Origin of the sequence: Pseudomonas sp. URMO17WK12:I6, assembly GCF_003253625.1 — a bacterium.
Taxonomy (GTDB): Bacteria; Pseudomonadota; Gammaproteobacteria; order Pseudomonadales; family Pseudomonadaceae; genus Aquipseudomonas.
Window position 1 is genome coordinate 44,489 of sequence record NZ_QKYZ01000024.1, and the last position, 24,506, is coordinate 68,994.

A 24,506-nucleotide genomic window follows, 5' to 3' on the forward strand; every position below is an offset into this window, starting at 1 on the left:
CCTCAGTCTGTGGTCGCCAGCACCGGCTGCTGTGCTGGTGTGGGTCTATGGAATATCCGCTCAAGCCACAAGTATATGACCGGCGTAGTGAACAGCGTCAGCGCCTGACTCACCAGCAAACCGCCGACCACCGCGATGCCCAATGGCTGGCGCAGTTCGGCGCCGGTGCCGTAGCCGATCATCAACGGCAAGGCGCCGAGCAGGGCGGCAAGCGTGGTCATGATGATCGGCCGGAACCGTGTGAGGCAGGCCTCATGGATTGCCTCCAGCGGTGGCAGGCCACGGTTGCGCTGGGCATCCAGCGCGAAGTCGATCATCAGGATACCGTTCTTCTTGACGATACCGATCAGCAGCACCAGCCCGATCAGCGCCATGATCGAAAAGTCCTGGCCGCAGATCCACAGCATGATCACCGCCCCGAGCCCCGCCGAAGGCAGGGTCGAAATGATCGTCAGTGGATGCACGAAGCTTTCGTACAGCACGCCGAGAATGATGTACACCGCCACCAACGCCGCCAGAATCAACCACGGCTGGCTGGCCAGCGAACTCTGGAACGCCTGGGCCGCGCCCTGGAAGTTACCGCTGATGGCGGCCGGCATACCGATGTCAGCCTTGGCCTGGTTGAGCATGATCACCGCATCACCCAACGCCACGCCGGAAGCCAGGTTGAATGACAGGTTGGCCGCCGGGAACATTCCGTCGTGAGCGATGGACAGCGGGCCGATGGTCGGCGCATCGAATTTCGCCAGGGCCGACAGCGGCACCATTTCCCCACTCAGCGGCGAGCGCAGGTAGAAATAGTTGAGGCTTTCGGCCTTGCCGCGCTGTTTGGTGTCCAGTTCCAGAATCACGTTGTACTGGTTGGTCTGGGTCTGGAATTCATTGATCTGCCGCTGGCCGAAGGCGTCGTACAGCGCTTCGTCGACGTCGCTGGCGGTCAGGCCGAAACGCGCCGCCGCGCTGCGGTCGATGCTGATGTGGGTGATGCTGCCGCCCAGTTGCAAGTCGTTGGAAATGTCACGGAACGCCGGGTTGCTGCGCAGTTTTTCCGTCAGGCGCTGGGTCCAGGTACTCAGGAGGGCACCGTCGTTGCTCTTGAGCACATATTGGTACTGGGCGCGGCTCGGGCCGGAACTAAGGTTGATGTCTTGTCCGGCGCGCAGGTACAGCACGATGCCCGGGACTTTCATCAGTTGCGGGCGAATCCGGTCGATGAACTGGCTGGCGGATACATCGCGGTCGCCACGCTTTTTCAGCGAAATCCAGAAGCGGCCGTTGGCGATGGTCTGGTTGCTGCCTGAAACGCCGACCGAGTGCGAGAACGTCTCGACGGCGGGGTCGGCGGCGACGATTTCGGCCATCGCCAAGTGTTTTTTCACCATGTCGCCGTAGGAAATATCTGCAGCTGCTTCGGTGGTGCCGAGGACGAATCCGGTGTCCTGTATCGGGAAGAAGCCTTTGGGGATGAAGATGTAACCGGCAATGGCCAGCCCCAGCGACAGGCCGAACACACCGATCATCAATGTCTGATGGGCGAGGGCGCGGCGCAGGCCCTTATCGTACAGCGCCAGCAAGCGCTCGCCGAAACCCGGCTTGCTGTGGGCATGATGCACCGGTGCGCGCATGAACAGCGCGGCCAGCGTCGGTGCCAGGGTCAGGGACACCACCACCGAAATCAGGATGGTCGAGGTCGCGGTCAAGGCGAACTCCTTGAACAGCCGCCCGACCACGCCGCCCATGAACAGCAGCGGAATGAACGCCGCCACCAGCGAGAAACTGATCGAGACCACGGTAAAACCGATCTCGCCGGCGCCTTTGATCGCCGCCTCGCGCATGCCGTCGCCGGCCTCCAGGTGCCGGTGAATGTTTTCCACCACCACAATCGCATCGTCGACCACAAACCCGACGGACACCACGATCGCCACCAGCGTCAGGTTATTCAGGCTGAAGCCCATGATGTACATCAGGGCGAAACTGGCAGTCAGCGACACACCGAGCACCGCTGTCACGATCAGGGTCGCCGACAGTTGCCGCAGGAACAGCGCCATCACCGCCACCACCAGCAGGATCGCGATCAGCAGGGTGACTTCCACTTCATGCAGCGAGGCGCGGATGGTCTGGGTGCGGTCGATCAGCACCTTGACCTGCACCGAGGCCGGCAACATGGCATTCAGCGTCGGCAGGGCCGCTTGAATACGATCAACGGTCTCGACGATGTTGGCGCTCGGTTGCCGGAAAATCACCAGGTTCACCCCCGGCTGGCCGTCAGCCCAGGCCTGGATGTAGGCATCTTCTGAACCGTTGACCACTTTGGCCACGTCCTTGAGATGAACTGGGGCACCGTTCTTGTAGGAAACGATGAGTTGGCTGTAATCCTCGGGGTGGAACAACTGGTCGTTGGTGGACAGGGTCGAGATGCTCGACTCGCCGTACAACGCACCTTTGGCCTGGTTGAGGCTGGTTTTCTGGATCGCCAGGCGAATGTCCGCCAGGGTCAGGCCAATGGCGGCGAGTTTGTCCGCCGAGGCCTGCACGCGAATCGCCGGACGTTGCTGACCGGTGATGTTCACTTGGCCTACACCGTCGATCTGACTGATCTGACGGGCGAGCAGGGTTTCCACCAGATCGCTGAGTTCGGTGCCGGGCATTTGCGGTGAATTGATGCTGAGAATCAGCACCGGACTGTCAGCCGGGTTGACCTTGCGCCAGGTTGGCAGGTTGGGCATATCTTTGGGCAGTTTGCCGGCGGCGGTGTTGATCGCGGCCTGGACTTCCTGGGCGGCGGTGTCGATGCTTTTGTCGAGGGTGAATTGCAGGGTCAGGATGGTCGAGCCCAGGGCGCTGCTCGAGGTCATCTGGGTCACGCCGGGGATGGCGCTGAATTGCACTTCAAGCGGCGTGGCCACCGACGAGGCCATGGTCTCCGGGTTGGCACCGGGCAGCTGCGCGGCCACCTGAATGGTCGGGAATTCCGCTTCCGGCAGTGGCGCGATCGACAGTCGCGGGAAGGCGATGACGCCGAGCAATATAAGGGCAAAGGTCAGCAGGACCGTCGCCACCGGATGATCGATGCACCACGCGGAAATGGAACCGTGGCCCTTCATGGTTTTGGCTCCGACTGGACCACTTGCGGTGGCTCGCTCAGTACCTGAACCGTCGAGCCGGGTTTGAGTCTCGATTGGCCGTCGCTGACCAGCACGTCGCCCGGTTTAACGCCTTTGATAATGTCCTGGCCGCTGCCTTGATAAACCATCTGTACCTGCACGGCTTCGACCTTGTCGCCGTTGACCCTGTACACGAAATGTTGATCGAGCCCGCGTTGTACGACCGTGGGCGGCACCACCAACGCATTTTTATCCAGCGCTGTCTGAATCTTTACCGTCACCAGCAGGCCCGGCCAGAGTTTCTGTGCGGGGTTGGCGAATTCGGCCTTGGCGCGGATGGTGCCGGTGTTGGCGTTGATCTGGTTGTCGATCAGGGTCAGGTGACCTTCGCCCAGCAGGTTGCCGGTTTCACCGTCAGTGTCAGCGCCGATGTAAGCCTTGACCGGTGCTTGCTGTGGATTGTTGATCAGGCCTTGCAGGGTCGGCAGCATTTGCTGCGGCAGGGAAAACTCCACGGCGATCGGGTCGATCTGGGTCACCGTGAACAGACCTTGGGTGTCGGTCATGCGCAGGAAGTTGCCTTCATCGACTGTGCGAATACCAACGCGACCGGTGACTGGCGAGCGAATCTGTGTGTAGGAAAGCTGCACCAGAGCGGCGTCGATGGAGGCCTGATTGCCTTGGGCGGTGGCTTTGAGTTGGTTGACCAGAGCTTGTTGCTGGTCGTAGGTCTGCTTGGACACGCCGTCGTCGACACTGAGCAGTTTGTAGCGCTTGAGGTTGACCTGGGCCACTTGCAGTTGCGCCTGGCTTTCGCCCAGTTGCGCCCGGGCCTGGTCGAGGCTGGCGCGGATCGAGCGGTCATCGAGGGTGGCCAGCAGGTCGCCCTGGTTCACCAGTTGGCCTTCCTTGACCAGCAGTTTGGTGAGGATGCCGTCGATTTGCGGGCGCACGACCACGCTGTGCAAGGACAACACCGAGCCGATGCCGCTGACGTAGCGGGGCACATCTTTTTCGACGACGCTGACCACCCGCACGGGAATGGCGGTGGGGGCGGCCAGTTTGGTGGCGGCGGGTTTGGTGGCGTACCAAACGCCCGTCGCTGCCAGGGCGATCAGAAGGGCGGCGAGCAGGGCGGTTTTTTTCTGAATTCGCATGCGAGTGGGGCGCCGGGCTGAGTGGTCTGGTTTTGTCAGGTTTATACCTTCCTTTATAAACCTGTTCGCCGGTCAGGAGCGTGACTGGTAACTGACGGCTCTGTCAGTTTGGACCGGGATCTTGTTTTGATCTTGGCGGCCTTATAGCCGACCAGGTTCTTGCTGACTGAGTACATATCCATTTCTGCGGTAACGGCCACTTATGGTTCCGCTCTTACAGCGGGTCACTTTTGGCAAACGCCCGGAATGCCGGCCCAGCCAAAAGTAACCAAAAGGTCTCGCCCCGAACGTACGGCCCCTCGCTAAGGCTCGGCGTTCCTTCGCTCCGGTATCCATCTGGGGGCATCGCCCTACGGTTGGCTTCGCTTCAACCTACATGCGATGTGTTCGACTGCGTCGAACGGCGCTGCGCGCCAATCCCCAGATGAACACCGGAACGAGGCCTCCCGAAGGGGCGGGTGAATCAAGATCAAAAGCGGCAGGCGAGCTAACGCTCGGCCTGTAGTTTGGCGGGTGTACGCCGCTTCATCGTAGGAGCGAGGCTTGCCCGCGAAGGCGGCCTGACAGCCGACCCATCTCTTTCGTCTGTCCCTGAATGATCGTTCCCACTCTCCTGCGTGGGAACGCCTCCAGGGACGCTCCGCGTTCCGCTTTTGAATGTTTAATGGATGTGCCTGAACGCAGACCTTTCCCACGTATCTTTCAGGTTGTCCGTCGGAAGCGGGCTCTCTAGTCTTTGGCTGTCGCTGCACATTCAGCGACCGGGCGTGAGATCCCCGCAATAAGTAGGCGAAAGCCTCACGACCATAACGGTAAGTGATGGCTCCAATTGAGATTAGGAGCTACAGATGGATGACGGTAATTCTGATTCGAACTTCAATAAAACCAACCCTATCGCCGACACCCTGCGCGCCGAAGAATTACTCAAAGACCGCGAAGCCATAAAACGCGCGCTCGACTACTACCTCGATCCCCCAACGCCCTACACCGAAAAAAAACGCCGCCCCAGCACCATGTTCATCGTCGCCCCGAATATGGATACCGAAAGCCTCCTGGCCCACGCCTACGAATCGTTAGCCACGGCGAGTGTCCTGGCCAGCGATTTCGCCAACGACCTGACCGGCCCGCAGCGCTACATGGCGCTGGCGATTCAACAGAGCATCATGCTGGCGGAGCTGGCGGTGAACCGGGCGCTGGATAACGTCGATCCGCAGACGTAGGCAGGCGTTCAGTCAGATTGACCGCGTTATCGTTCTTCGCGGGCAGCCTCGCTCCTACAGAATTCGATGTGATCGACACATGACCTGTAGGAGCGAGGCTTGCCCGCGAAGGCGGCAGGTCCGTCAGCACAAAACCCGACGGACTCGCTCGCGGCTTGAAGCTTGCGGCCTCCGACACAGGTATACTGCCGCCTTTCGCGGCTCGCCTACCGGGCCCGACTCTTTAGCATCACCCGGAGCTTTCATGACTTCCCCGACACAACCGCCGGTTGCCGACGCTTTGCGCGACGACCAGGCAGACCTGCCCGACAGCGTCGACTCCAGCGCCGACAGCGAAACCAAAGCGGCGATCCCAGCGTTCAAGTTTCCGTTCAAGCCGGGCGAACTGGCCGCCGCGAAGAGCGCCAGCCAGCCTTGGTACAAGAATGGCGCCAAGAACGGCCACACCAAGACCCCGGGCGCAGCGCCTCCCGGCACTCGTCGTTCGATGGGCAAACGCTGACCGCCAGGCGTTTTTTGTCGGTAGCAGTTCCTTCTGTCATTGAGACAATTCCCACAAGGATGAGCGATTTGTCCTCTGGGAAGTCGGTGACCACTCATCAAAGATTCATGTCCCTGAATGCTTGATGACGGTCACCGAAATGCCTTTGGTAAAAATCTTCTCCCTGTTGTCGCTGGTGGTCCTGACCGCCGGCTGTGTTTCGTCTGCGGCCAATACACAGATCCGTTTCGGGGTCGAGGCCCTGGTTCCCCCCTTCGAGAGTCGCAACGACAAAGGTGAGCTGGTCGGATTGAACATCGAACTGGGTAATGCGCTATGTGCCGAACTCAAAAAACGCTGTGTCTGGGTTGATCAGGATTACGCCACCAACATCCAGGCCCTGGAGGCCAACCGTTTCGATGTGATCATGCCCATGACGGCAACGCCGGCGCGTCGAGAACGGCTCGACTTCACCGATAATCTTTATCCCTTGAGCAGCCGTCTGGTGGCGCGTACAGGGGCGAATCTGCACCCGGATGCGCTATCGCTCAAAGGCAAGCGTGTCGGCGTTCTGACAGGCACCAGCCGTGAGGCGTTCGCCAAGTCCCGTTGGGCTCCCGCGGGAGTGACGGTGCGCAGTTTTCATTTCAACAGTCAACTGATAGCCAGCCTGCTGGCGGGTGAGATCGACGCGACCCTGCAAGACTCGATTGAAATCACCCAGGCGTTTTTAAGTCAGCCTCAGGGGCAAGGATTTGATTTTGCCGGGCCTGCGCTCAAGGACCCCATGCTGGGCAGTGGCGTGGCGATGGCTGTGCGAAAATCCGACACCGCCTTGCGCGATGAGCTGAATGCGGCCCTTGAGCGTCTCAAGCAGAATGGCCAGTACCAGGCGATTACCGGGCGGTACCTACCGCCCACCGTGCCAGATTCGCCACGCTATTTCCCTGCTGAAGGAGGCTTGCCATTCTCCGAAGCGGTGCAAGCCGGCACCACCCTCTATCTGTCCGGCGTGCTCGGGACGGGCTCCGATGGCGAGTTGGTCAAGGGCGGGATTGTCCCGCAGATGACCCAGACCATGGAGAATCTGCAAACCGCATTACACCGCACTGGTTCGACGTTGTCTCAGCTGGTCAAATGCACGGTCATCCTTGCAGACATCAATGATTTTGCTGCGATGAATACGGTGTATAGCCGCTATTTTCCGGCGGACCGTTTGCCTGCTCGCACGACATTCGCTGGCCAAAAGCTGGTGCTGGATGCGCGCGTGGAGGTCGAATGCCTGGCGGTTGCTGCTCGCTAAAGTAAAAGAACCGCTGCGCACGGATGCTGCGCGGCGGTTTGGCGTTTACGCTGCCCGCAACGAAATAAACGCATAGTTCAGCGGCGCTTCAGTCACCACCTGCGCCCCGGCCGCCAGCACTTGCCCGGCGATATCATCGCCAGACAGATGAAACAGCCATTCACCGCCCGCCCCGGCCTGCGGTTGCTGCGCCAGCTGATCGATCACCATGGCAAACGCAGTCATGTCCGGCAGATAAGCGGTAAACCCATCGCCTTTCAGCGCTGTCGTTTGAATCCCCAATAGCGCGCATATCGCATCCTTGGCCTGAATCTCATCGCGATCCGCTTGGCGGGAGCGCTGGATCAATCCCGCCAGTTCCTGATCGACCAGTTCACCGCCAACAATCAGATCCGGGCCTTTGTCCCATGACTCGGGCGGGCAATCCTTTGCTGCCGGGTTGAGCGGGATGTGCGGGTTGATTTCCATCGGATAGATGCGGCACACCAGCGGGCGGCGTTCGTAGATGCGGCAGAGGTTGTCTTCGTCAAGATTCCGGCAGGGGCCGACGTTGTAGGCGGCAAAGGTGATCGCCACATGCGCTTCGCAAGTGCCACTGCGAACCAGCGCCGAACGGCGTTCGGCGTGTTCGCGTTGTTGTGTTGGCAGGCCCAGGCCGTTGGCGAGAAAGGCTTCCACCAGCACGATCACCTGGCCGCCATCGGCCGCCCACATGCGGGCTTCGGCCAGTGTCAGGGGAACATGGTGGTCGGTGCAGCATTTGCCACAACCGACGCAGGAAAACGGTGTATTCATTGAACGGCCAGTGACCTGTGAGGGCATGAAACGGCGACAGAAAGCCACCGCAAAGGCCAGTGCCGAAGCAAGTTATGCGCCAGTCACTGCGCTTTTGCCGTTGGACGGATGGAGTCCCATTCGGTGACGTAGGCGGTTTTGATTTTCTTGTTGTAGAGGCACAGCTCGGTGCCTTGCTGGCCTTTCATGTGTTTTTGCGGGTACTGGCCTTGCAGCAGGAGTGCGGTATAACCGACCCGGTCATCGAACTGCGCGGCGTTGCCGACGGGTTGGGGGTTTTTCAGGCCGCTGGCCTTGGTGCAACTGGCGAGCACGGCTCTGTCGAAGGCGGCCCAGGCATCGGGGCTGGAGGCGTGGGCATGGGCGGCGAGGGTGGTGAGACAGAGGAAGGTCAGGGTGGTGGCTTTCATGATCAGGCATCCTTGGCGTGTAGTGGTCAAGGTCGGAGTATGCCTGATGGCTTGCTCGCGAAAGCGGTCTGTCAGACAGGCACAGGCTCCCGGCGGACCACATACATCCCGGCACTTTCATACAAACCCCGCGCCCGAAGGTTGTCTTCCCGCACCTTCAAATCCACAAAACCTTCGCGGCGCTGCGCAAACACCTTGAAAGCATGGAGCAGCAGCGCACGGCCAAGTCCGAGGCCTCGAGCACGCGGGTGCACCACCAAGTCCTTGATGTAGGCACTGGTCCAGCACTGGGCGACGCCGACGATGCCTTTGGCATCCAGAGCGATGAAGCACAGGGTAGGATCGTATTCAGGATCGGTTTCGAAACGCTGTTGCCAGACTTCCAGCGCCGGCACGCGACCGCCGCCTTCCCGATAACCCAGTTCCATCAAGTGATGAACGGCTTCGGCGAGTTCGGGACGGTACTCGGTCAACTCAATGTCGTTTGGCCAAGTGAAAGGCGGCACACCCTCGGCGAGGTTGCGCCGCATCAGAAAACAAAAGTCCTCGGCCACACTCAGTGACCTTGTTCGGCGACGACCCTGGCCGCCTCGATCAGGCACTTGGTCAGTTCTGGCGAGGAGAACTTGGTCAGCACCCCGTTGGCCCCGGCCAGTCGAGCCTTCTCGCTGTTCATCGCGCTGTCCAGCGAGGTGTGCAGCAACACGTAGAGGTGCGAGAAGTCCGGGGTTTCGCGCAAGGTGCGGGTGAAGGCATAGCCATCCATCTCCGACATTTCGATGTCCGAGACGATCAGGTTGATCTGCTGGGCGGTGCCTTGCAGGTCCAGCAGGCAGTCGATGGCTTCCTTGGCGCTGCGGGCGGTGTGGCATTGCAGGCCGAGGTTGCGCAGGGTGTGCACCGATTGTTGCAGTGCGACCTGGCTGTCATCGACCACCAGAATTCGCGCATTGCCCAGTACTTCAGCCTCTTCCATGCTCAGTTCGGTCGGGGCCATTTCGATCTGCGCCGGCGCAATGCCGTGGATGACCTTTTCGATGTCCAGCACCTGCACCAGCGTACCGTCGACCGACGTCACGCCGGTGATGTACGAGCGCACGCCGCCAGAGCCGAAGGGGGGTGGACGGATGTCGGTGGTCAGGCAGTGGACGATCTTGCTCACCGCCTGAACGTGCAGGCCCTGCTTGGAGCGGCTGACGTCGGTGACGATCAGACAGCCACCGTTCGGGTCTTCCAGCGGTCGTTCGCCGATGGCGCGGCTCAGGTCGATCACCGACAACGACGCGCCGCGCAGGGTGGCGATGCCTTTGACGTGGGGATGCGACTCCGGCAGCTTGGTCAGCGGCGGGCAGGGGATGATTTCGCTGACTTTCAGCAGGTTGATCGCCATCAGCTTGCCGCTGCGCAAGGTAAACAGCAGAAGCGAAAGTGAATCTGCGCGGGCTTTGTTGGAAGACATAAAAACCTTCTGTGGAAAAGGTGAGGCGATTATGAGCATCGCCAACAGCTATCGATGCCGGGTTATCGACTTGTTGGGGGCTGGCTTTAGGGGAAATGCCTATTGCCAGCCAAACGGTGCCCCCTGTGGCGAGGGAGCTTGCTCCCGCTCGGCTGCGTAGCAGTCGCAAAACCGGCAACTGCGTATTGCCTGATACAACGCGGTGACTGATTTAGGAGCGCAGCGCACTCCAACGGGAGCAAGCTCCCTCGCCACAAGGGTATTACTTCATTCTGGTGAAACTATTTCATGCCCAACCGCTTGGCCATTCGCCCCAGGTTCGCCCGATCCAGGCCCAACTCCCGCGCCGCGCTGGCCCAGTTGTGGTGGTGTCGTTCCAGGCAAGCGCTGATCAGTTGGCGCTGATAGTGCTCGGTGGCTTCACGCAAATCCCCTGGAATCAACTCAGCTACCGGCGCAGCGACCACGGGTTCCGCTGCCTGTTCTACGCCGCTATTGGGCAAATCCAGATCCGCCGCGCTCAAGCTGAGAATCTTCGGCCGTTGCGTGCAATTACCCAGCGCCTTCAACGCGCTGCGGCCAATCAAGTGCTCCAGTTCCCGCACGTTCCCCGGCCAACCATACCCCAACAACGCCGCTTGGGCATCGCTGGTCAGGCGCAGGCTGTTGAGGCCCATGCGTGAGCGGTTTTGCTCCAGGAAGTAGCCACTGAGCAGCAGCACATCCCGACCGCGATCCCGCAATGCGGGCACCAGCAGCGGGTAAACACTCAGGCGATGATAGAAGTCGGCGCGGTAGCGGCCGCTGCGTACTTCCTCGGCCAGGTCGCGGTTGGTCGCTGCGATCAGTCGCACGTCGACCTGATGCTCCTTGTCCGACCCCAGCCGCTGCAATTGCCCGCTCTGCAGCACCCTGAGCAATTTGGCCTGCACCGCCAGCGACAGTTCGCCCACTTCATCGAGGAACAACGTGCCGCCATTGGCCAGTTCGAACTTGCCGCGACGATCATTCATCGCGCCGGTGAAGGCGCCACGCACATGGCCGAACAGTTCGCTCTCCACCAGGGTGTCCGGCAGGGCGGCGCAGTTGAGGCTGATGATCGGTTTGTCGGCCCGGGGCGACGCGGCGTGGATGGCTTGGGCCACCAGCTCTTTACCGACCCCGGTTTCCCCGGTGATCAACACAGTGAGATCGCTGCCTCCCACCAGATTGATCTCTTCCATCAGGCGCTTGTAAGTCTTGCTCTGGCCGATCATTTCACGGTTCTGCTGGCCGCTGGCCTGGCGGTAAACCTCGGCGCGCTGATGTTCGTCTTCGGCGCGATTGGCCAGCCGTTCGATGCGCTCGGCGGCGTTTACGGTGGCGGCGGCGAGGCTGGCGAAGGCTTGCAGGGCATCCAGTTCGATCGGCTCGAAGCGCTCAGGGTCGAGGGCGTCGAGGGTCAGCAGGCCCCACGGGCGCTCGTCGATAAACAGCGGGCAGCCCATGCAGTCGTGGACTTCCAAATGCTCGTGCAGGCCATCGACCAGGCCGTCATAAGGATCGGGCAAGTCGCTGTCGGCGGCGAAGCGGGTCGGGCCGGGGCTGCTGAGCAGCGCTTCGAAGCGCGGGTGTTCGCTGACCTTGAAGCGGCGGCCGAGGGTGTCGGTGCTCAACCCGTCCACAGCCAGCGGCACCAGCCATTCGCCGTCGAGTCGCAGCAGGGCGGCGGCATCGCAAGGGAGCAGGGCGCGCATGGCTTCGAGCAGGCGCCGATAGCGCTCGCCTTCGGGCAGCTCGCGGGACAGGTCGGAGACCAGGGGCAGCAGGGTCGTGAGCAGTAATTTTGCAGTCATAATGACTCCGTGTAGTCGCTATGACTATAAATGGATGAGTGTCGATATGACTACTTTGTTTTTAACTGTTTGATTTTTAAGGTTTTAATTGTTGGCATGAAAACTGATAAGCAAAGGGTATTCATATAAAGCCCAGGAGTTGCTCTTATGCTTAGCGTTCAAGACCGTGCCATCGTCAAGTCCACCGTACCGCTGCTGGAAAGCGGTGGCGAGGCATTGATCACTCACTTCTACCGCATGATGCTCTCCGAATACCCGGAAGTCCGCCCGCTGTTCAACCAGGCCCACCAGGCCAGCGGCGATCAGCCTCGCGCCTTGGCCAATGGTGTATTGATGTACGCGCGGCACATCGACCAGCTCGATCAGTTGGGCGACCTGGTGGCCAAGATCATCAACAAGCACGTGGCCCTGCAAATCCTCCCGGAACATTACCCGATCGTGGGCAGCTGCCTGTTGCGAGCCATCTCTGAAGTACTGGGCGACGAAATTGCCACGCCTGAAGTGATGAGCGCCTGGGGCGCGGCCTACAACCAACTGGCCGAAATCCTGATCGGTGCCGAAGCCAGTATCTACGACCAGAAAGCCCAGGCACCGGGCGGCTGGCGCGGCGCGCGGGAATTCATCGTGGCGGCCAAGGTCGAGGAAAGCTCGGAAATCACTTCGTTCTACTTCGAACCGGCGGATAAAGGGCCGATTCTCGCGGCCGAGCCCGGCCAGTACATCGGCATGAAACTGATCCTCGACGGCGAAGAAATCCGGCGTAATTATTCGCTGTCGGCGCTGGCCAACAAGGGCCAGTACCGCATCAGCGTCAAGCGCGAAACCGGTGGCCGCGCCTCCAACCATTTGCACGATCAACTGCACGTCGGAGCGAGCATCATGCTGTTCCCGCCAGCGGGCGACTTCACCCTGACCGCCAGCGACAAACCGTTGGTGCTGATCAGTGGCGGTGTCGGCATCACCCCGACGCTGGCAATGCTCGAAGCGGCGCTGGCGACCGAGCGGCCGGTGCATTTTATTCACTGTGCGCGCAACGGCAGCGTGCATGCCTTCCGCGACTGGATCGACGGGCTGGCCGAGCGTCATCCGCAGCTCAAGCGTTTCTATTGCTACGCCGAAGACGATGGCGTCAGCCCGGCGGCGGACAAGGTTGGCCTGCTGAGCCAGGAGCAACTCGGCGAGTGGTTGCCGCAGCAACGCGATGTGGATGCTTACTTCCTGGGGCCTAAAGGCTTCATGGCGGCGATCAAGCGTCACCTCAAGGCCTTGGGTGTGCCGGAGAAGCAAAGCCGTTACGAGTTCTTCGGGCCGGCTGCGGCGTTGGAGTAAGCAGTGCGGCGACTCGGTCGGGGGACCGAGTCGCTTTCTTCGCGGGCAAGCTTCACCACGGTCCCGATTCGTAAAAAACGCTTAAAAGTTAATCCGTTCTTAACCGGTTTATCGTTTATTCCCCGATGCTGATGATAGGCGCTCGTTCGTTTACATGATCAGGATCGCCCCATGACTCACATCACTATCTCCCGCCGTTTAACCCTGGCCGGCTTCAGCCTGACCGCTGCGCTGCTGGCGAGTCCGTTTGCCTCTGCCGAACCGACCTTGCTCCAGCCCAAGAGCCTGATTGTCGATCAGAGCCTGTCGAAGGCGCAGCGCGACTCCATGGAATTGGCCGCCCGGCGTTATGGCAGCTTCTGGAACACCGGGGAGGAGGGGTTGGCCAAGGCTGCGTTGTCAGAGCAGTTCGTCGACAAGACCCCGCCAGAAGGCCGGGTTCAGGGGCCGACCGGGCCACTGCTGGCGTCGAAGTTCTTTCGCACGGCGGTGCCGGACCTGAGCTGCGAGATCGAACAAATGATCATTGCCGGTGATCGGGTGGTGGTGCATTTGCACTTTCGCGGGCACTTCACCGGCCCGTTCAAGGCTCTCAAAGGTCAGGGCCAGCGTGTAGACTTCCGGGCAACCGATATCTATCAGATCGACAACGGTCGCATCGCGGCCAATTGGCATATCGAAGACAACATCAGCCTGATGCAGCAGCTGCAAGCGCAGCCGCCGGCGAGCTGATCCACGGACACAGAAGGGAAACGCGATGAGCGAGGAAACAATGCGGTTGGGACGTGAACGGCGCTATCTGGTGTTGCTGGGCATCATCTGCCTGGCGCTGATCGGTGGCGCGCTGTACATGCAAGTGGTGCTGGGCGAGGCGCCGTGCCCGTTGTGCATCTTGCAGCGCTACGCATTGTTGCTGATCGCGCTCTTCGCGTTTATCGGCGCGGCGATGCGCACCCGCCGCAGCATCACGCTGTTCGAGGCGTTGGTGGTGATCAGCGCCATCGCAGGCGTTGGGGTGGCCGGGCATCACGTCTATACCCAGCTGTACCCGGAAGTCAGCTGTGGCATCGATGTGCTGCAACCGATCGTCGACGGCCTGCCGCTGGCGAAGATCTTCCCGCTGGGCTTCCAGGTCGACGGTTTCTGCTCCACGCCGTACCCGCCGATCCTTGGTTTGTCCCTGGCACAGTGGGCGCTGACGGCGTTCGTGCTGGTCGTGGTGCTGGTGCCGCTGCTCACTTGGCGTAACCGCAAAGCGCTGCACTGAGGCCGTCCGCCACACCGTTGCAGGAAACAAAAAACGCCCCGGTCCTCGTTGAGAGGCCGGGGCGTTTTGCATGTTCAAAGCTCAAATGAAAAGACCTTGATGCGCGACAATTATGGATGCGGCATGTGTGCGACATGTTGTCACAGCTCGAGTGTCGCAAGTCATTTCAAGACATGGAATCGGGACACCTTCAGGCACCCAAAACAGGCCCCGCAAGCCACTGCCGCTTTCAGTGCCAATCAGCCGAAACAGGCAGTTTTAACAGGGGCTGGCGAATGGCCAAAGCCCTTGTCACATAGGGGGTAGAGCAGGGTCTGAGGCGAGCGCAGAGCCCAGGAAGCTGTCTGAACTTCGCGCGGTACACCTACATTTTTTGGTGTTTTTGTTGAGAATTAATTTCGATACCATGGCCCACTTTTGCAAAAACCGTGAATGATTGTTGCTGGAACGGATAAAAATTATTTCGGGATGAGACATGGTTTATGAATCGCTACATATCTACAATCGCCCGCACTGAATTCCCGGCACTGCTCATCCTGACTCAGGCTTATGAGTAGAACAGGGCGTCGAGAAGCCTGATGGCTTCATGCGACCCCCCATTGTCGGTGCCTTCCGACGATCCGCACCAAATGGAATTGGTCTGTAACAAGGCCCTTGACCACGAATTCGAATAAGAACACACCGCAGGCCCAGCAATTGTCGAGCCGCGTCTGACGCGCGACGGGCAGGCCCTTATTCAATCCAAGAAAAATGCCAACCCTTGGCAGGGTGAAGTGTTGGCGATCAAAACCCAACTGCATTGCGCAAGCTGCTTTAGAGGTCGTGAGATGAGTAAAAACAGGTACCCCAGACTACTAGGCTTATTGCCGCTGCTCGGCACGTTGTTGCTGGGAGGCTGCAACATGACCTTGCTCGATCCCAAGGGCCAGGTCGGCCTGGATGAGCGAAACCTGATCATCACCGCAACGCTGCTGATGCTGTTGGTCGTCGTGCCGGTCATCGTCATGACGTTCCTGTTCGCCTGGAAATACCGCGCTTCCAACCAGGACGCCGTCTACACGCCAAAATGGTCTCACTCCACCAAGATCGAAATCGCGGTGTGGACTATTCCGGTACTGATCATCATTGCCCTGGGTTACGTCACCTACAAGTCGACCCACGCGCTGGACCCTTACAAGCCGCTGGAATCCGACGTCAAGCCGGTCACCATTGAAGTGGTCGCGCTGGACTGGAAGTGGCTGTTCATCTACCCGGAACAAGGCATCGCCACGGTCAACAAGATCGTGTTCCCGGCGCACACCCCGATCAACTTCAAGATCACTTCCGACGCCGTGATGAACTCGTTCTTCATCCCTGCTCTGGGCGGTCAGATCTACGCGATGGCGGGCATGCAGACCAAACTGCACCTGATCGCCAACCAGAACGCTGAAATGGACGGTATCTCCGCCAACTACAGCGGCGCGGGTTTCACCGGCATGAAATTCAAAGCTATCGCCACTTCTCAGGAAGATTTCGACGCCTGGGTAAGCGAAGTCAAAAAGGCACCTAAACAGCTTGAACAAGCTGAATACGCAGCCCTGTCCAAACAAAGCCAGAACAACCCAGTCGAGCTTTACTCCTCGGTCACGCCGAACCTGTTCCAGATCATCGTCGACAAGTACGAAGGCATGAAACCGGGCAAGCCAGTGCACCACGAGAAGAAAGAGCACGAAGTGGCCGCCATGGAAGGAATGGACATGAGTTCGCATTCAGCTGCCGGGGCAGAGGAGTAAACGATGTTTGGTAAATTAAGTTGGGAAGCGGTCCCGTTCCACGAACCGATCGTAATGGTGACCATCGCCATGATCGCGCTCGGTGGTCTGGCACTGTTCGCTGCAATCACCTACTTCAAGAAGTGGACCTATTTGTGGACCGAGTGGTTGACCTCGGTCGACCACAAGAAAATCGGTGTGATGTACATCGTCGTCGCCATGGTCATGCTGCTGCGTGGCTTTGCCGACGCCATCATGATGCGTACCCAGTTGGCCATGGCCACCGAGGGTTCGCCTGGCTACCTGCCACCTGAACACTATGACCAGATCTTCACCGCCCACGGTGTGATCATGATCATTTTCATGGCGATGCCATTCTTCACCGGCCTGATGAACCTTGCAGTGCCGTTGCAGATCGGCGCGCGTGACGTTGCCTTCCCGTTCCTGAACTCCCTGAGCTTCTGGCTGCTGGTTTCCGGCGTGGTGCTGATCAACCTGTCCCTGGGCGTTGGCGAATTCGCCAAGACTGGTTGGGTTGCCTATCCGCCGCTGTCGGGCCTGCAATACAGCCCGGGCGTGGGGATGGATTACTACATCTGGGCGCTGCAGCTATCCGGGCTAGGTACGACGCTGACGGGGGTCAACTTCCTGGCCACCGTGCTGAAAATGCGTACCCCTGGCATGAAGCTGATGGACATGCCGATCTTCACCTGGACCTGCACCTGGGCCAACGTCCTGATCGTGGCTTCGTTCCCGATCCTGACCGCTACCCTGGCTTTGCTGACGCTTGACCGTTACATGGATTTCCACATTTTCACCAATGAACTTGGTGGTAATCCGATGATGTACGTCAACCTGTTCTGGGCTTGGGGTCACCCTGAGGTTTACATCCTGATCCTGCCGGCGTTCGGTATCTTCTCCGAAGTCATCTCGACCTTCACCGGCAAGAAGCTGTTCGGCCACCATTCGATGATCTACGCTTCGGGCGCGATCTCGATCCTGGGCTTCATGGTTTGGCTGCACCACTTCTTCACCATGGGTTCGGGTGCCAGCGTCAACGCCTTCTTCGGTCTGGCGACGATGCTGATTTCCATCCCGACGGGTGTGAAGCTGTTCAACTGGCTGTTCACCATCTACCAGGGCCGTCTGCGCTTCACCAGCCAGGTGATGTGGACCCTGGGCTTCATGGTGACCTTCGCCATCGGCGGCATGACCGGCGTACTGCTGGCCATCCCGGGTGCTGACTTCGTACTGCACAACAGCCTGTTCGTGATCGCGCACTTCCACAACGTGATCATCGGCGGCGCGGTATTCGGTTACATCGCAGGTTTCGCCTTCTACTTCCCGAAAGCGTTCGGCTTCAAGCTGCACGAAGGCTGGGGCAAGGCAGCATTCTGGTTCTGGATCTCCGGCTTCTTCGTCGCGTTCATGCCGCTCTATGTACTGGGCTTCATGGGTATGACCCGTCGTCTGAACGCCACCACCAACCCTGAGTGGGTGCCGTACCTGTACGTTGCCATGTTCGGTGCGGTGATGATCGCTGCGGGTATCGCCTGCCAGCTGATCCAGCTGTACGTGAGTATCCGTGACCGCAAGCTGCCGCAGAACATGTGCGAGCACGGCGACCCATGGAATGCCCACACCCTGGAATGGTCGACCTCCTCGCCACCTCCGTTCTACAACTTCGCCGTGCTGCCAAAAGCCGACGTTGTCGACCCGTTCACCGAAGCCAAGGAAAACGGCACCGCGTACAAGGCTCCGACCAAGTACGAGCCGATCCACATGCCAAACAACACCGCGACCGGTGTGGTCATGGGCGCACTGTTGACCGTATTCGGTTTCGCGATGATCTGGCACATCTGGTGGCTGGCAATCGCCAGCCTGGCAGGCACCGTGATCTACTTCGCGATCCACGCGGCCCGTGATGATCAAGGCTACTACGTGCCGGTCGACGTGATCGAGCGCATCGAAGCCGAGCAGCACAAGCGTCTGGTAGCAGCCGGGAAAGTCCCAGCCACCACCACCCGTGTTGAAACCTCGTTGGAACAGGCTTAAACCATGTCGAACTTAGTGACCAATGCTGGACACACCCATGTCGATGGACATGGGCATGATGACCATCACCACGACTCGGGCGAGATGACCGTATTCGGTTTCTGGCTCTACCTGATGACCGACTGCATTCTGTTTGCGTCGATCTTCGCAGCGTACGCGGTACTGGTTAACAACGTAGCGGGTGGCCCGTCGGGCCACGACATCTTCGAACTGCCATACGTACTGGGCGAAACCGCTCTGCTGCTGTTCAGTTCGATCACCTACGGCTTCGCCATGCTGGCGTTCTTCCGTGGCAACAAGAAGCAGGTCCTGGGCTGGCTGGCCCTGACTTTCCTGTTCGGTGCCGGCTTCATCGGCATGGAGATCAACGAGTTCCACATGCTGATCTCCGAGGGCTACGGCCCTAACCGTTCGGGCTTCCTGTCCGGGTTCTTCACCCTGGTCGGCACCCACGGTCTGCACGTGACCAGCGGTCTGATCTGGATGGCGATCATGATGTACCAGGTGCAGAAAAACGGCCTGACGGCGACCAACAAGACCCGTCTGAGCTGCCTGAGCCTGTTCTGGCACTTCCTGGACGTGGTGTGGATCTGCGTATTCACCGTTGTTTATCTGATGGGGACTATGTAAATGGCTAACGCGCACTCTCATGACGACGCCGGTCACGGCAGCGTCAAGTCCTACGTCATTGGCTTCGTCCTGTCGGTGATCCTGACCCTGATCCCGTTCGGTCTGGTGATGTACCCGTCGCTGCCGAAGTCACTGACTCTGTGGATCGTACTGGCTTTCGCCGTTATCCAGGTGCTGGTGCACCTGGTGTACTTCCTCCACCTGGACCGTTCCGCCGCGCAGCGTAACAACGTGATTGCGTTTGTTTTCGCCGCGATCGTGATTGTCCTGCTGGTTGGCCTGTCGCTGTGGATCATGTTCAGCATCCACACCAACATGATGGCGAAGTGAGGTAAGTCCGGATGTCCTTTAAGCACTTTATCCAAATCACCAAACCGGGGATCATTTTCGGTAACGTGCTTTCTGTGGCAGGCGGAGTTTTCCTGGCCTCCAAAGGGCATGTCGATCTGGCCATTTTCCTGGCCGCGATGATCGGCACGTCCCTGGTCGTGGCTTCCGGTTGCGTGTTCAACAACTGCATCGACCGCGACATCGACCTGAAGATGGAACGCACCAAGAACCGGGTGCTGGTCCAGGGCTTGATCTCCCTGAAACTGGCCCTGGCTTATGCGACCGTCCTGGGTGTCGCCGGCGTTGCGTTGTTGTACAAGGTGGCCAACCCGTTGGCCGCGTTGTTCGCGGTGATCGGTTTTGTCATCTACGTCGGCTTCTACAGCCTGTACCTCAAGCGCAAGTCGGTTCACGGCACGCTGGTGGGCAGTCTGTCGGGGGCGATGCCGCCGGTGATCGGTTACGTCGCAGTCAGCAATAACTTCGACATGGCCGCACTGACGTTGCTGGTGATGTTCAGCCTGTGGCAGATGCCGCATTCCTACGCCATCGCAATCTTCCGCTTCAACGATTACCTGGCCGCATCGATTCCGGTGCTGCCAGTGAAGCGCGGCATTGAAGTGGCCAAGAAACACATCCTGCTCTACATCCTGGCCTTCCTCGTGGCGACCTTGATGCTGACTTTCAGCGGCTACGCCGGCATGAGCTACCTCGCCGTCGCCGCGGCCATGGGCATGTACTGGCTGTACATGGCCTGGACCGGCTACAAGGCAGTGGATGACACGGTCTGGGCACGCAAGCTGTTCGTGTTCTCGATCTTCACCATTACCGCGTTGAGCGTGATGATGTCTTTGGACTTCAAAGTGCCGAGCGAGTTGTTGCTGACGTACGCGCCTTAAGCGTCGGATGTTGTAAAGAAAAGCCCCGCCCTTCGAGAGAAGGGCGGGGCTTTTTCGTTTAATCACGATTGGTGTACAGGCAATAAAAATCCCCGCTCGATGGCGGGGATTTTTGTGTGCAGCGTTTAGCGTTACTGCGCGGCGATGCTGTAACCGTCGAACGCGGTCTGCTGCTGCAGCGCGGTGATGATGTTTTTTCGGTTGACCGGTTGTTCGGCCCCGGCATTGTCCAGGAACGTCTCGCTTTCCAGCTCCGCTTCTTCACCTTCGCCGACGAAAGTGAAGCCCAGGAATTCCAGTGCTTCACGGTCAACGTTCAGGCGCGAGCGCGGGGTGCGCAGGGGCAGGGTGACGCTGATGCCGTCCTTGCTGATGGTGAACACTTCGACTTCTTTTTTGGCGCGAGCCGCTTTGCTCTTGCCGCTGCTCGGGTTGCTGATGGCTTGGTGAGTCTGGTTCAGCACTTTCAGCGCCAGGCCATAAACGATTTCCTGGAACGCCGGGTCGTCCTTGAAGCTGGACAGAATGCGGCTGATCGGGAATTTGCTGCTCAGGTCTTCCAGGGCGGCAATATCGGCCGCTTCGGCGTCTTTCAATTGCTTGAGTTCGCCCATCAATTCGTAGGCTTTATCGTCATCGAAGCTGTCGTGAGCCTGGCGAATCGCGGCGCGCAGTTCGCGGATCTGGTCGCTTTCCCGGGTGGATTGAAAAGCGTCCAGAACCATCTCGCTGATGGTCTTGGCCTGAGGCACGTGTTGTGAAAGATTGATGGAGTTTTCGTATTCCGCTTTGGACGACAAGGTGACTACGGATTCAGCGGTATTGGAATCGGACATTGAAATTTCACTACTTCTTTAACTTGGATAGAGGCGAGAAAGCACGGGGCTTTTTCAGGCCGCCTAATCTATTGGACCAGCGCTGTGTTGTCACGGATGAACCGGTGGCTGGTCTGCATTTTTGGTGAGAGCGCTTTTAGCTGACTGACATCTGCGGGCGTTTTGCCTGGAGTGTCAGCAGCACCCGATAAAGTTTCAGCGCCCGCCCGCTGATCAATCCGCAGACAAAACCCGACGCCGTAGCCTTGAGCAACACCATCTCAAGCGTGACGGCGAACTCCGGATGCACCTCATCCTGATAGCCAAAGTAATAGTTCACGGCAAAAAACAGCAGGTAGAGCACCGGTGTTTTAACCGTGCCCGGCACGATCAGCCCGGTTTCCGGATCATCCAGCTCAATACCCTTGTGCGCAAATACAACCAGTGCCGTGAGGCTGCCCATAATGACGGCGGCCAACCAGCAGCCAATCGATAGTTGAGGGTTCAGCGTCAGGTTCAGCGAGTACAACGACCAGCCGAGCAAAAGCGGTGGAGTGACAAGCAACGACGTTTTGCTTTCATGGGTTGGGGATAAGGCTTTGACGCCGTAGTAACAGAGCAGCAGAAAGATCGCATAAACCCATAGCGGGGTGTTTTGCAGGGTATTGAGCATTACGTAGCATCCGTGCCGGGAATGAAGAGTCCGGATAATAGCTGCTGCCATGGCCGAGGCTATCGACTATTTCCCCGTCGAATTCATATTCATCGAACGAGTCATCCATTGCTCCGCCGTTTGCTCATCCGCCGGCAAGGAGAAGCGAAAAGTCGCGCCGCGTCCCGGCACATCAATCAGCTCGATCTCGCGACCGTGCAATTGCAGGATCCGGTGCACGATCCGCAGCCCCAGCCCGCCATCGCGCCGTGCGCCGCCAATGTTGAATGGCCGCAGGAACAGACCTTCACGCAGTTGGGGGGCGATGCCGGGGCCGGTGTCGCTGACGGTCACTTCGATAAAAGCCCCTTGGGGGCGGAGGCTGAGTTCGATTTCTCCGCCTGGGGGCGTGTGGCGCAGGGCGTTGTCGAACAAATTGGTCAGCACCCGCTCGATCAGCCCCAGATCGGCGCAGGCCACGGCGACGTTGGGGGCGAAGGTGGCCTTGAGTTCGATCTGGCGCGCTTCGGCGCTGAGTTCGAACTTCTGAAAAATGTCCTGCACCAGATCAGTCAGGGAGAAACGCTCCAGCACCGGTTGCACGAAACCGTGTTCCAGCCGCACCAGTTCCAGCAACGATTGCGCCAGGCCGCCGACCTTGCGGCTTTGATCCAGGGCGATTCCCAGATAGCGACGGCGATCGGCGGGGGACAAGGTGGCGTCCTTGAGCGAAAGGGTTTCCAGGTAACCGTGCAGTGAGGCCAGCGGTGTGCGTAGGTCGTGGGAGATGTTGGCCACCAGTTCGCGACGCTCCTGATCCTGACGGGTCAGCGAGCGCCATTGTTCACCGAGGCGCGCTTGCATCTGCCGAAAGGCCGCGTCGAGTACGGCTATCTCATCGTGGCTGGCGGCCTTTTCCATCGGCTCCGGCTCAGGATCCGGCGAAGCGGCCGGAACGCCGTTGATATCAAACTGACTGACTTTTTCGGTCAAGCGCCGCAATGGCCGGGTGATCAGGGCAAATGCCGTGAGGCCGGCAATCAGGCACAGCAACGCCACCAGTCCGATGGACAACAACGCGGTATTGAGCGCCGCGCTGGTGGCTCCGCGCTCGGCGAAGCGGTCATGCGCTTCGCTGAGCAACACTACATACAGATAACCGGCCGGCTGACCGTTGACCCGCAAAGGCGCGGCGCTGAACACCTTGCGACCATCGACGCTGCGCGGATCGTCACCCAGAATCGGCAGGGACTCGCCTTTTAGCAAACGCTGGATCGGCACCAGATCGACCTGCTCCCGATGTATCCGGCCTTCGGGCGCGGCGCTGCCGACAATCCGGCCTCCTGTGTCCAGCAGATAGACCTCGACACTGGGATTGACCAGCATCAGCTGGCTGAACAGTTCGCGCACGGCATTGGGCATCGGGCCATTGCGGTCCATCAGCACGGTGTCGTGGGCAATGTGTTGGGCCAGATCCCGCGACAAGCCTTGCACCACTTCCAGTTCATGCATCTGACTGGAGCGCACCTGCATCCACGCCGAGGTACCGCAGCACACCAGCAACAGCACGGCGAACACCAGGGACAGGCGTTGAGTCAGGGTCAGCCTCATGGCTGCTCTCCGCTTGCTGCGAATTTGTAGCCACGGCCCCACACCGTGAGGATGCGCGCCGGTTGCGCCGGATCGGCCTCGATCTTTGCCCGCAGGCGGTTGATATGAGTGTTGACCGTGTGTTCATAGCCTTCGTGGCTGTAGCCCCACACCGCATTGAGCAGGTCCATGCGCGAGAAGACTTTGCCAGGCTGACGGACAAAGAAGTAAAGCAGGTCGAATTCCCGTGGCGTGAGGTCAAGACGCCGGCCGTCGAGGGAGACTTCACGGGTGATCGGGTCGATGGACAGGCCATCGCTGATCAGACTGCCAGCATCCATTTTCAGATTGCGGGCCATGGCGTCGACCCGTCGCAGCAGTGCCTTGACCCGTGCCACCAGCTCGAGCATGGAAAAGGGTTTGGCCAGGTAATCGTCGGCGCCCAGCTCCAGTCCCAGAATCCGATGCACTTCGCTGGAGCGCGCACTGGTGATGATGATCGGTGTGTAACGGGCCATGGCCCGGGCGCGGCGGCAGATTTCCAGGCCATCGACGCCGGGCAGCATCAGGTCGAGGATCAGTGCGTCCCAGCTTCCTTGCTGCAACAGACGCATGCCCTCGTCGCCGTCGGCGCAGTGCACCACCTCGAACTGCTCATCGCGCAGATGCAGGCAGATAAGGTCGGCGATGTGCAGGTCGTCCTCGACCACCAGGACGCGTTTGGTCTGTTCCATGGAGCTCAATCCTTTGTGACGCAATGAACACATTGTGCGGGTTTTCCTGAGGTTGAGTTATCACGAATTATTTAACTCCTCGTGAGGATTTGGCGATCAACTCAAGCCTAGGCTGTGTTCCATGCAAGGCACCTGGAATTTTGGAGAAGGCCATGTTTTCACGGCGACAGTTTCTTGTAGCGAGCGGCGGGCTGGGGGCTGCAGCCCTGGTGATCGGTGTATTGCCAAAATTTTCCACAAGCGTTGCGCTGGTCGATGAAGCCCGCGCGCAGGAGGTTTTCGAGGTGACCCACAGCGACAGCGAATGGCGTGCCCGGCTCAGCGCCGAGCAGTACGAAATACTGCGCGAAGAGGGCACCGAACGGGCCTACAGCAGCCCGCTGAACAACGAGCACCGCAAAGGCGTTTTTGCCTGCGCCGGTTGTGATCTGCCGTTGTTTTCTTCCGACACCAAGTTCGACAGTCGTACTGGCTGGCCGAGTTTCTGGGCTCCCCTGGACAACGCGGTGGCCACCCGACAGGACCGCTCCTTCGGTGTATTGCGCGAAGAGGTGCACTGTCGTCGTTGCGGCGGTCATCTGGGGCATGTCTTCGAGGATGGGCCAAAGCCCACCGGTCTGCGCTACTGCATGAACGGCCTGGCGCTGACCTTCAAGCCACAGGCGTAATCCATGGGCACTTCCTTTCACT

Annotated in this window: 23 protein-coding genes; 12 read left to right on the forward strand and 11 right to left on the reverse strand. The window is 59.5% G+C overall.

Annotated features, from left to right (window positions below; all coding sequences use genetic code 11):
- Positions 1–2: 2 nt before the first annotated feature.
- Both F475_RS28340 and F475_RS28345 read right to left on the reverse strand, forming a co-directional pair.
- Positions 3–3,104, reverse strand: coding sequence for a multidrug efflux RND transporter permease subunit (locus F475_RS28340; RefSeq protein WP_111455302.1), 3,102 nt, complete (start codon positions 3,102–3,104; stop codon positions 3–5).
- The gene (locus F475_RS28345) at positions 3,101–4,261 is read right to left on the reverse strand and encodes an efflux RND transporter periplasmic adaptor subunit (RefSeq protein ID WP_111455303.1); all 1,161 of its coding nucleotides are present in this window, start codon (positions 4,259–4,261) and stop codon (positions 3,101–3,103) included. The genes F475_RS28340 and F475_RS28345 overlap by 4 nt, the downstream gene beginning before the upstream one ends.
- Before the next feature lie 848 nt (positions 4,262–5,109).
- On the opposite strand from F475_RS28345, the gene F475_RS28355 reads away from it, so the two are divergent.
- From F475_RS28355 to F475_RS28365, 3 genes are all read left to right on the forward strand, one after another.
- Positions 5,110–5,481: a DUF6124 family protein gene (locus F475_RS28355; RefSeq protein WP_111455305.1), complete on the forward strand. Its 372-nt coding sequence runs from the start codon at positions 5,110–5,112 to the stop codon at positions 5,479–5,481.
- A gap of 244 nt (positions 5,482–5,725) precedes the next feature.
- Positions 5,726–5,983, forward strand: a complete 258-nt coding sequence (locus F475_RS28360; protein WP_018930146.1) for a hypothetical protein — start codon at positions 5,726–5,728, stop codon at positions 5,981–5,983.
- Positions 5,984–6,122: 139 nt separating this feature from the next.
- Positions 6,123–7,265 carry a transporter substrate-binding domain-containing protein gene (locus F475_RS28365; RefSeq protein ID WP_111455317.1) on the forward strand — a complete coding sequence of 381 codons (1,143 nt, stop codon included), beginning with the start codon at positions 6,123–6,125 and terminating at the stop codon, positions 7,263–7,265.
- A gap of 45 nt (positions 7,266–7,310) precedes the next feature.
- Here the strand turns inward: F475_RS28365 and F475_RS28370 are convergent, their stop codons facing one another.
- The 5 genes from F475_RS28370 to norR form a co-directional block, all read right to left on the reverse strand.
- Positions 7,311–8,060, reverse strand: coding sequence for a YkgJ family cysteine cluster protein (locus F475_RS28370; protein WP_111455306.1), 750 nt, complete (start codon positions 8,058–8,060; stop codon positions 7,311–7,313).
- An 83-nt stretch (positions 8,061–8,143) separates the two neighbouring features.
- Positions 8,144–8,470, reverse strand: a complete 327-nt coding sequence (locus F475_RS28375) for a hypothetical protein (RefSeq protein WP_111455307.1) — start codon at positions 8,468–8,470, stop codon at positions 8,144–8,146.
- A gap of 71 nt (positions 8,471–8,541) precedes the next feature.
- Positions 8,542–9,000, reverse strand: a complete 459-nt coding sequence (locus F475_RS28380; protein WP_111455318.1) for a GNAT family N-acetyltransferase — start codon at positions 8,998–9,000, stop codon at positions 8,542–8,544.
- A 26-nt stretch (positions 9,001–9,026) separates the two neighbouring features.
- Positions 9,027–9,929, reverse strand: coding sequence for a chemotaxis protein CheV (locus F475_RS28385; RefSeq protein ID WP_018930150.1), 903 nt, complete (start codon positions 9,927–9,929; stop codon positions 9,027–9,029).
- Positions 9,930–10,210: 281 nt separating this feature from the next.
- On the reverse strand, positions 10,211–11,764 hold the full coding sequence (gene norR, locus F475_RS28390) for a nitric oxide reductase transcriptional regulator NorR (RefSeq protein WP_111455308.1): 1,554 nt from the start codon (positions 11,762–11,764) through the stop codon (positions 10,211–10,213).
- 147 nt (positions 11,765–11,911) lie between these two features.
- Here norR and hmpA point away from each other — a divergent pair, with 147 nt between their 5' ends.
- From hmpA to cyoE, 8 genes are all read left to right on the forward strand, one after another.
- A complete protein-coding gene (gene hmpA / locus F475_RS28395) occupies positions 11,912–13,093 on the forward strand; it encodes an NO-inducible flavohemoprotein (protein WP_018930152.1) in 1,182 nt (393 codons plus the stop codon).
- 171 nt (positions 13,094–13,264) lie between these two features.
- Positions 13,265–13,825 carry an ester cyclase gene (locus F475_RS28400; protein WP_111455309.1) on the forward strand — a complete coding sequence of 187 codons (561 nt, stop codon included), beginning with the start codon at positions 13,265–13,267 and terminating at the stop codon, positions 13,823–13,825.
- A gap of 25 nt (positions 13,826–13,850) precedes the next feature.
- Positions 13,851–14,360, forward strand: a complete 510-nt coding sequence (locus tag F475_RS28405; RefSeq protein ID WP_111455310.1) for a disulfide bond formation protein B — start codon at positions 13,851–13,853, stop codon at positions 14,358–14,360.
- 827 nt (positions 14,361–15,187) lie between these two features.
- Positions 15,188–16,132: a ubiquinol oxidase subunit II gene (gene cyoA / locus F475_RS28415; RefSeq protein WP_026286728.1), complete on the forward strand. Its 945-nt coding sequence runs from the start codon at positions 15,188–15,190 to the stop codon at positions 16,130–16,132.
- A gap of 3 nt (positions 16,133–16,135) precedes the next feature.
- Positions 16,136–18,166 carry a cytochrome o ubiquinol oxidase subunit I gene (cyoB, locus tag F475_RS28420; protein ID WP_018930157.1) on the forward strand — a complete coding sequence of 677 codons (2,031 nt, stop codon included), beginning with the start codon at positions 16,136–16,138 and terminating at the stop codon, positions 18,164–18,166.
- Between the two features lie 3 nt (positions 18,167–18,169).
- Positions 18,170–18,796: a cytochrome o ubiquinol oxidase subunit III gene (locus F475_RS28425; protein ID WP_026286729.1), complete on the forward strand. Its 627-nt coding sequence runs from the start codon at positions 18,170–18,172 to the stop codon at positions 18,794–18,796.
- Positions 18,797–19,126 carry a cytochrome o ubiquinol oxidase subunit IV gene (gene cyoD, locus F475_RS28430; protein ID WP_007941629.1) on the forward strand — a complete coding sequence of 110 codons (330 nt, stop codon included), beginning with the start codon at positions 18,797–18,799 and terminating at the stop codon, positions 19,124–19,126.
- Positions 19,127–19,137: 11 nt separating this feature from the next.
- Positions 19,138–20,025, forward strand: coding sequence for a heme o synthase (gene cyoE / locus F475_RS28435; protein WP_111455311.1), 888 nt, complete (start codon positions 19,138–19,140; stop codon positions 20,023–20,025).
- Positions 20,026–20,156: 131 nt separating this feature from the next.
- On the opposite strand, the gene F475_RS28440 is transcribed toward cyoE, so the two are convergent.
- The 4 genes from F475_RS28440 to F475_RS28455 all read right to left on the reverse strand — a co-directional run bounded on the left by F475_RS28440 (position 20,157) and on the right by F475_RS28455 (position 23,816).
- Entirely contained in the window at positions 20,157–20,861 is a 705-nt protein-coding gene (locus F475_RS28440) for a hypothetical protein (RefSeq protein WP_018930160.1), read from the reverse strand.
- Positions 20,862–20,997: 136 nt separating this feature from the next.
- Positions 20,998–21,513 (reverse strand): hypothetical protein, encoded by a 516-nt coding sequence (locus F475_RS28445; RefSeq protein ID WP_111455312.1) that lies wholly within the window; start codon positions 21,511–21,513, stop codon positions 20,998–21,000.
- A 66-nt stretch (positions 21,514–21,579) separates the two neighbouring features.
- The gene (locus F475_RS28450) at positions 21,580–23,103 is read right to left on the reverse strand and encodes a HAMP domain-containing sensor histidine kinase (protein WP_111455313.1); all 1,524 of its coding nucleotides are present in this window, start codon (positions 23,101–23,103) and stop codon (positions 21,580–21,582) included.
- Entirely contained in the window at positions 23,100–23,816 is a 717-nt protein-coding gene (locus F475_RS28455; RefSeq protein ID WP_018930163.1) for a response regulator transcription factor, read from the reverse strand. Before F475_RS28455 ends, F475_RS28450 begins: the two co-directional genes overlap by 4 nt.
- A 152-nt stretch (positions 23,817–23,968) precedes the next feature.
- Between F475_RS28455 and msrB the strand changes: the two genes are divergently transcribed.
- Positions 23,969–24,484 (forward strand): peptide-methionine (R)-S-oxide reductase MsrB, encoded by a 516-nt coding sequence (gene msrB, locus F475_RS28460; RefSeq protein WP_019651784.1) that lies wholly within the window; start codon positions 23,969–23,971, stop codon positions 24,482–24,484.
- Positions 24,485–24,506: the final 22 nt, after the last annotated feature.

Bases quoted from the DNA above. Each gene is read 5' to 3' on its own strand.
- hmpA (WP_018930152.1), top strand. From the start codon at position 11,912: ATGCTTAGCGTTCAAGACCGTGCCATCGTCAAGTCCACCGTACCGCTG.
- F475_RS28380 (WP_111455318.1), bottom strand. From the start codon at position 9,000: ATGCGGCGCAACCTCGCCGAGGGTGTGCCGCCTTTCACTTGGCCAAAC.
- F475_RS28425 (WP_026286729.1), top strand. From the start codon at position 18,170: ATGTCGAACTTAGTGACCAATGCTGGACACACCCATGTCGATGGACAT.
- norR (WP_111455308.1), bottom strand. From the start codon at position 11,764: ATGACTGCAAAATTACTGCTCACGACCCTGCTGCCCCTGGTCTCCGAC.
- F475_RS28385 (WP_018930150.1), bottom strand. From the start codon at position 9,929: ATGTCTTCCAACAAAGCCCGCGCAGATTCACTTTCGCTTCTGCTGTTT.
- cyoA (WP_026286728.1), top strand. From the start codon at position 15,188: ATGAGTAAAAACAGGTACCCCAGACTACTAGGCTTATTGCCGCTGCTC.
- msrB (WP_019651784.1), top strand. From the start codon at position 23,969: ATGTTTTCACGGCGACAGTTTCTTGTAGCGAGCGGCGGGCTGGGGGCT.
- cyoE (WP_111455311.1), top strand. From the start codon at position 19,138: ATGTCCTTTAAGCACTTTATCCAAATCACCAAACCGGGGATCATTTTC.
- cyoB (WP_018930157.1), top strand. From the start codon at position 16,136: ATGTTTGGTAAATTAAGTTGGGAAGCGGTCCCGTTCCACGAACCGATC.
- F475_RS28405 (WP_111455310.1), top strand. From the start codon at position 13,851: ATGAGCGAGGAAACAATGCGGTTGGGACGTGAACGGCGCTATCTGGTG.
- F475_RS28355 (WP_111455305.1), top strand. From the start codon at position 5,110: ATGGATGACGGTAATTCTGATTCGAACTTCAATAAAACCAACCCTATC.
- F475_RS28445 (WP_111455312.1), bottom strand. From the start codon at position 21,513: ATGCTCAATACCCTGCAAAACACCCCGCTATGGGTTTATGCGATCTTT.
- F475_RS28400 (WP_111455309.1), top strand. From the start codon at position 13,265: ATGACTCACATCACTATCTCCCGCCGTTTAACCCTGGCCGGCTTCAGC.
- F475_RS28360 (WP_018930146.1), top strand. From the start codon at position 5,726: ATGACTTCCCCGACACAACCGCCGGTTGCCGACGCTTTGCGCGACGAC.
- F475_RS28450 (WP_111455313.1), bottom strand. From the start codon at position 23,103: ATGAGGCTGACCCTGACTCAACGCCTGTCCCTGGTGTTCGCCGTGCTG.
- cyoD (WP_007941629.1), top strand. From the start codon at position 18,797: ATGGCTAACGCGCACTCTCATGACGACGCCGGTCACGGCAGCGTCAAG.
- F475_RS28340 (WP_111455302.1), bottom strand. From the start codon at position 3,104: ATGAAGGGCCACGGTTCCATTTCCGCGTGGTGCATCGATCATCCGGTG.
- F475_RS28370 (WP_111455306.1), bottom strand. From the start codon at position 8,060: ATGAATACACCGTTTTCCTGCGTCGGTTGTGGCAAATGCTGCACCGAC.
- F475_RS28375 (WP_111455307.1), bottom strand. From the start codon at position 8,470: ATGAAAGCCACCACCCTGACCTTCCTCTGTCTCACCACCCTCGCCGCC.
- F475_RS28440 (WP_018930160.1), bottom strand. From the start codon at position 20,861: ATGTCCGATTCCAATACCGCTGAATCCGTAGTCACCTTGTCGTCCAAA.
- F475_RS28345 (WP_111455303.1), bottom strand. From the start codon at position 4,261: ATGCGAATTCAGAAAAAAACCGCCCTGCTCGCCGCCCTTCTGATCGCC.
- F475_RS28455 (WP_018930163.1), bottom strand. From the start codon at position 23,816: ATGGAACAGACCAAACGCGTCCTGGTGGTCGAGGACGACCTGCACATC.
- F475_RS28365 (WP_111455317.1), top strand. From the start codon at position 6,123: ATGCCTTTGGTAAAAATCTTCTCCCTGTTGTCGCTGGTGGTCCTGACC.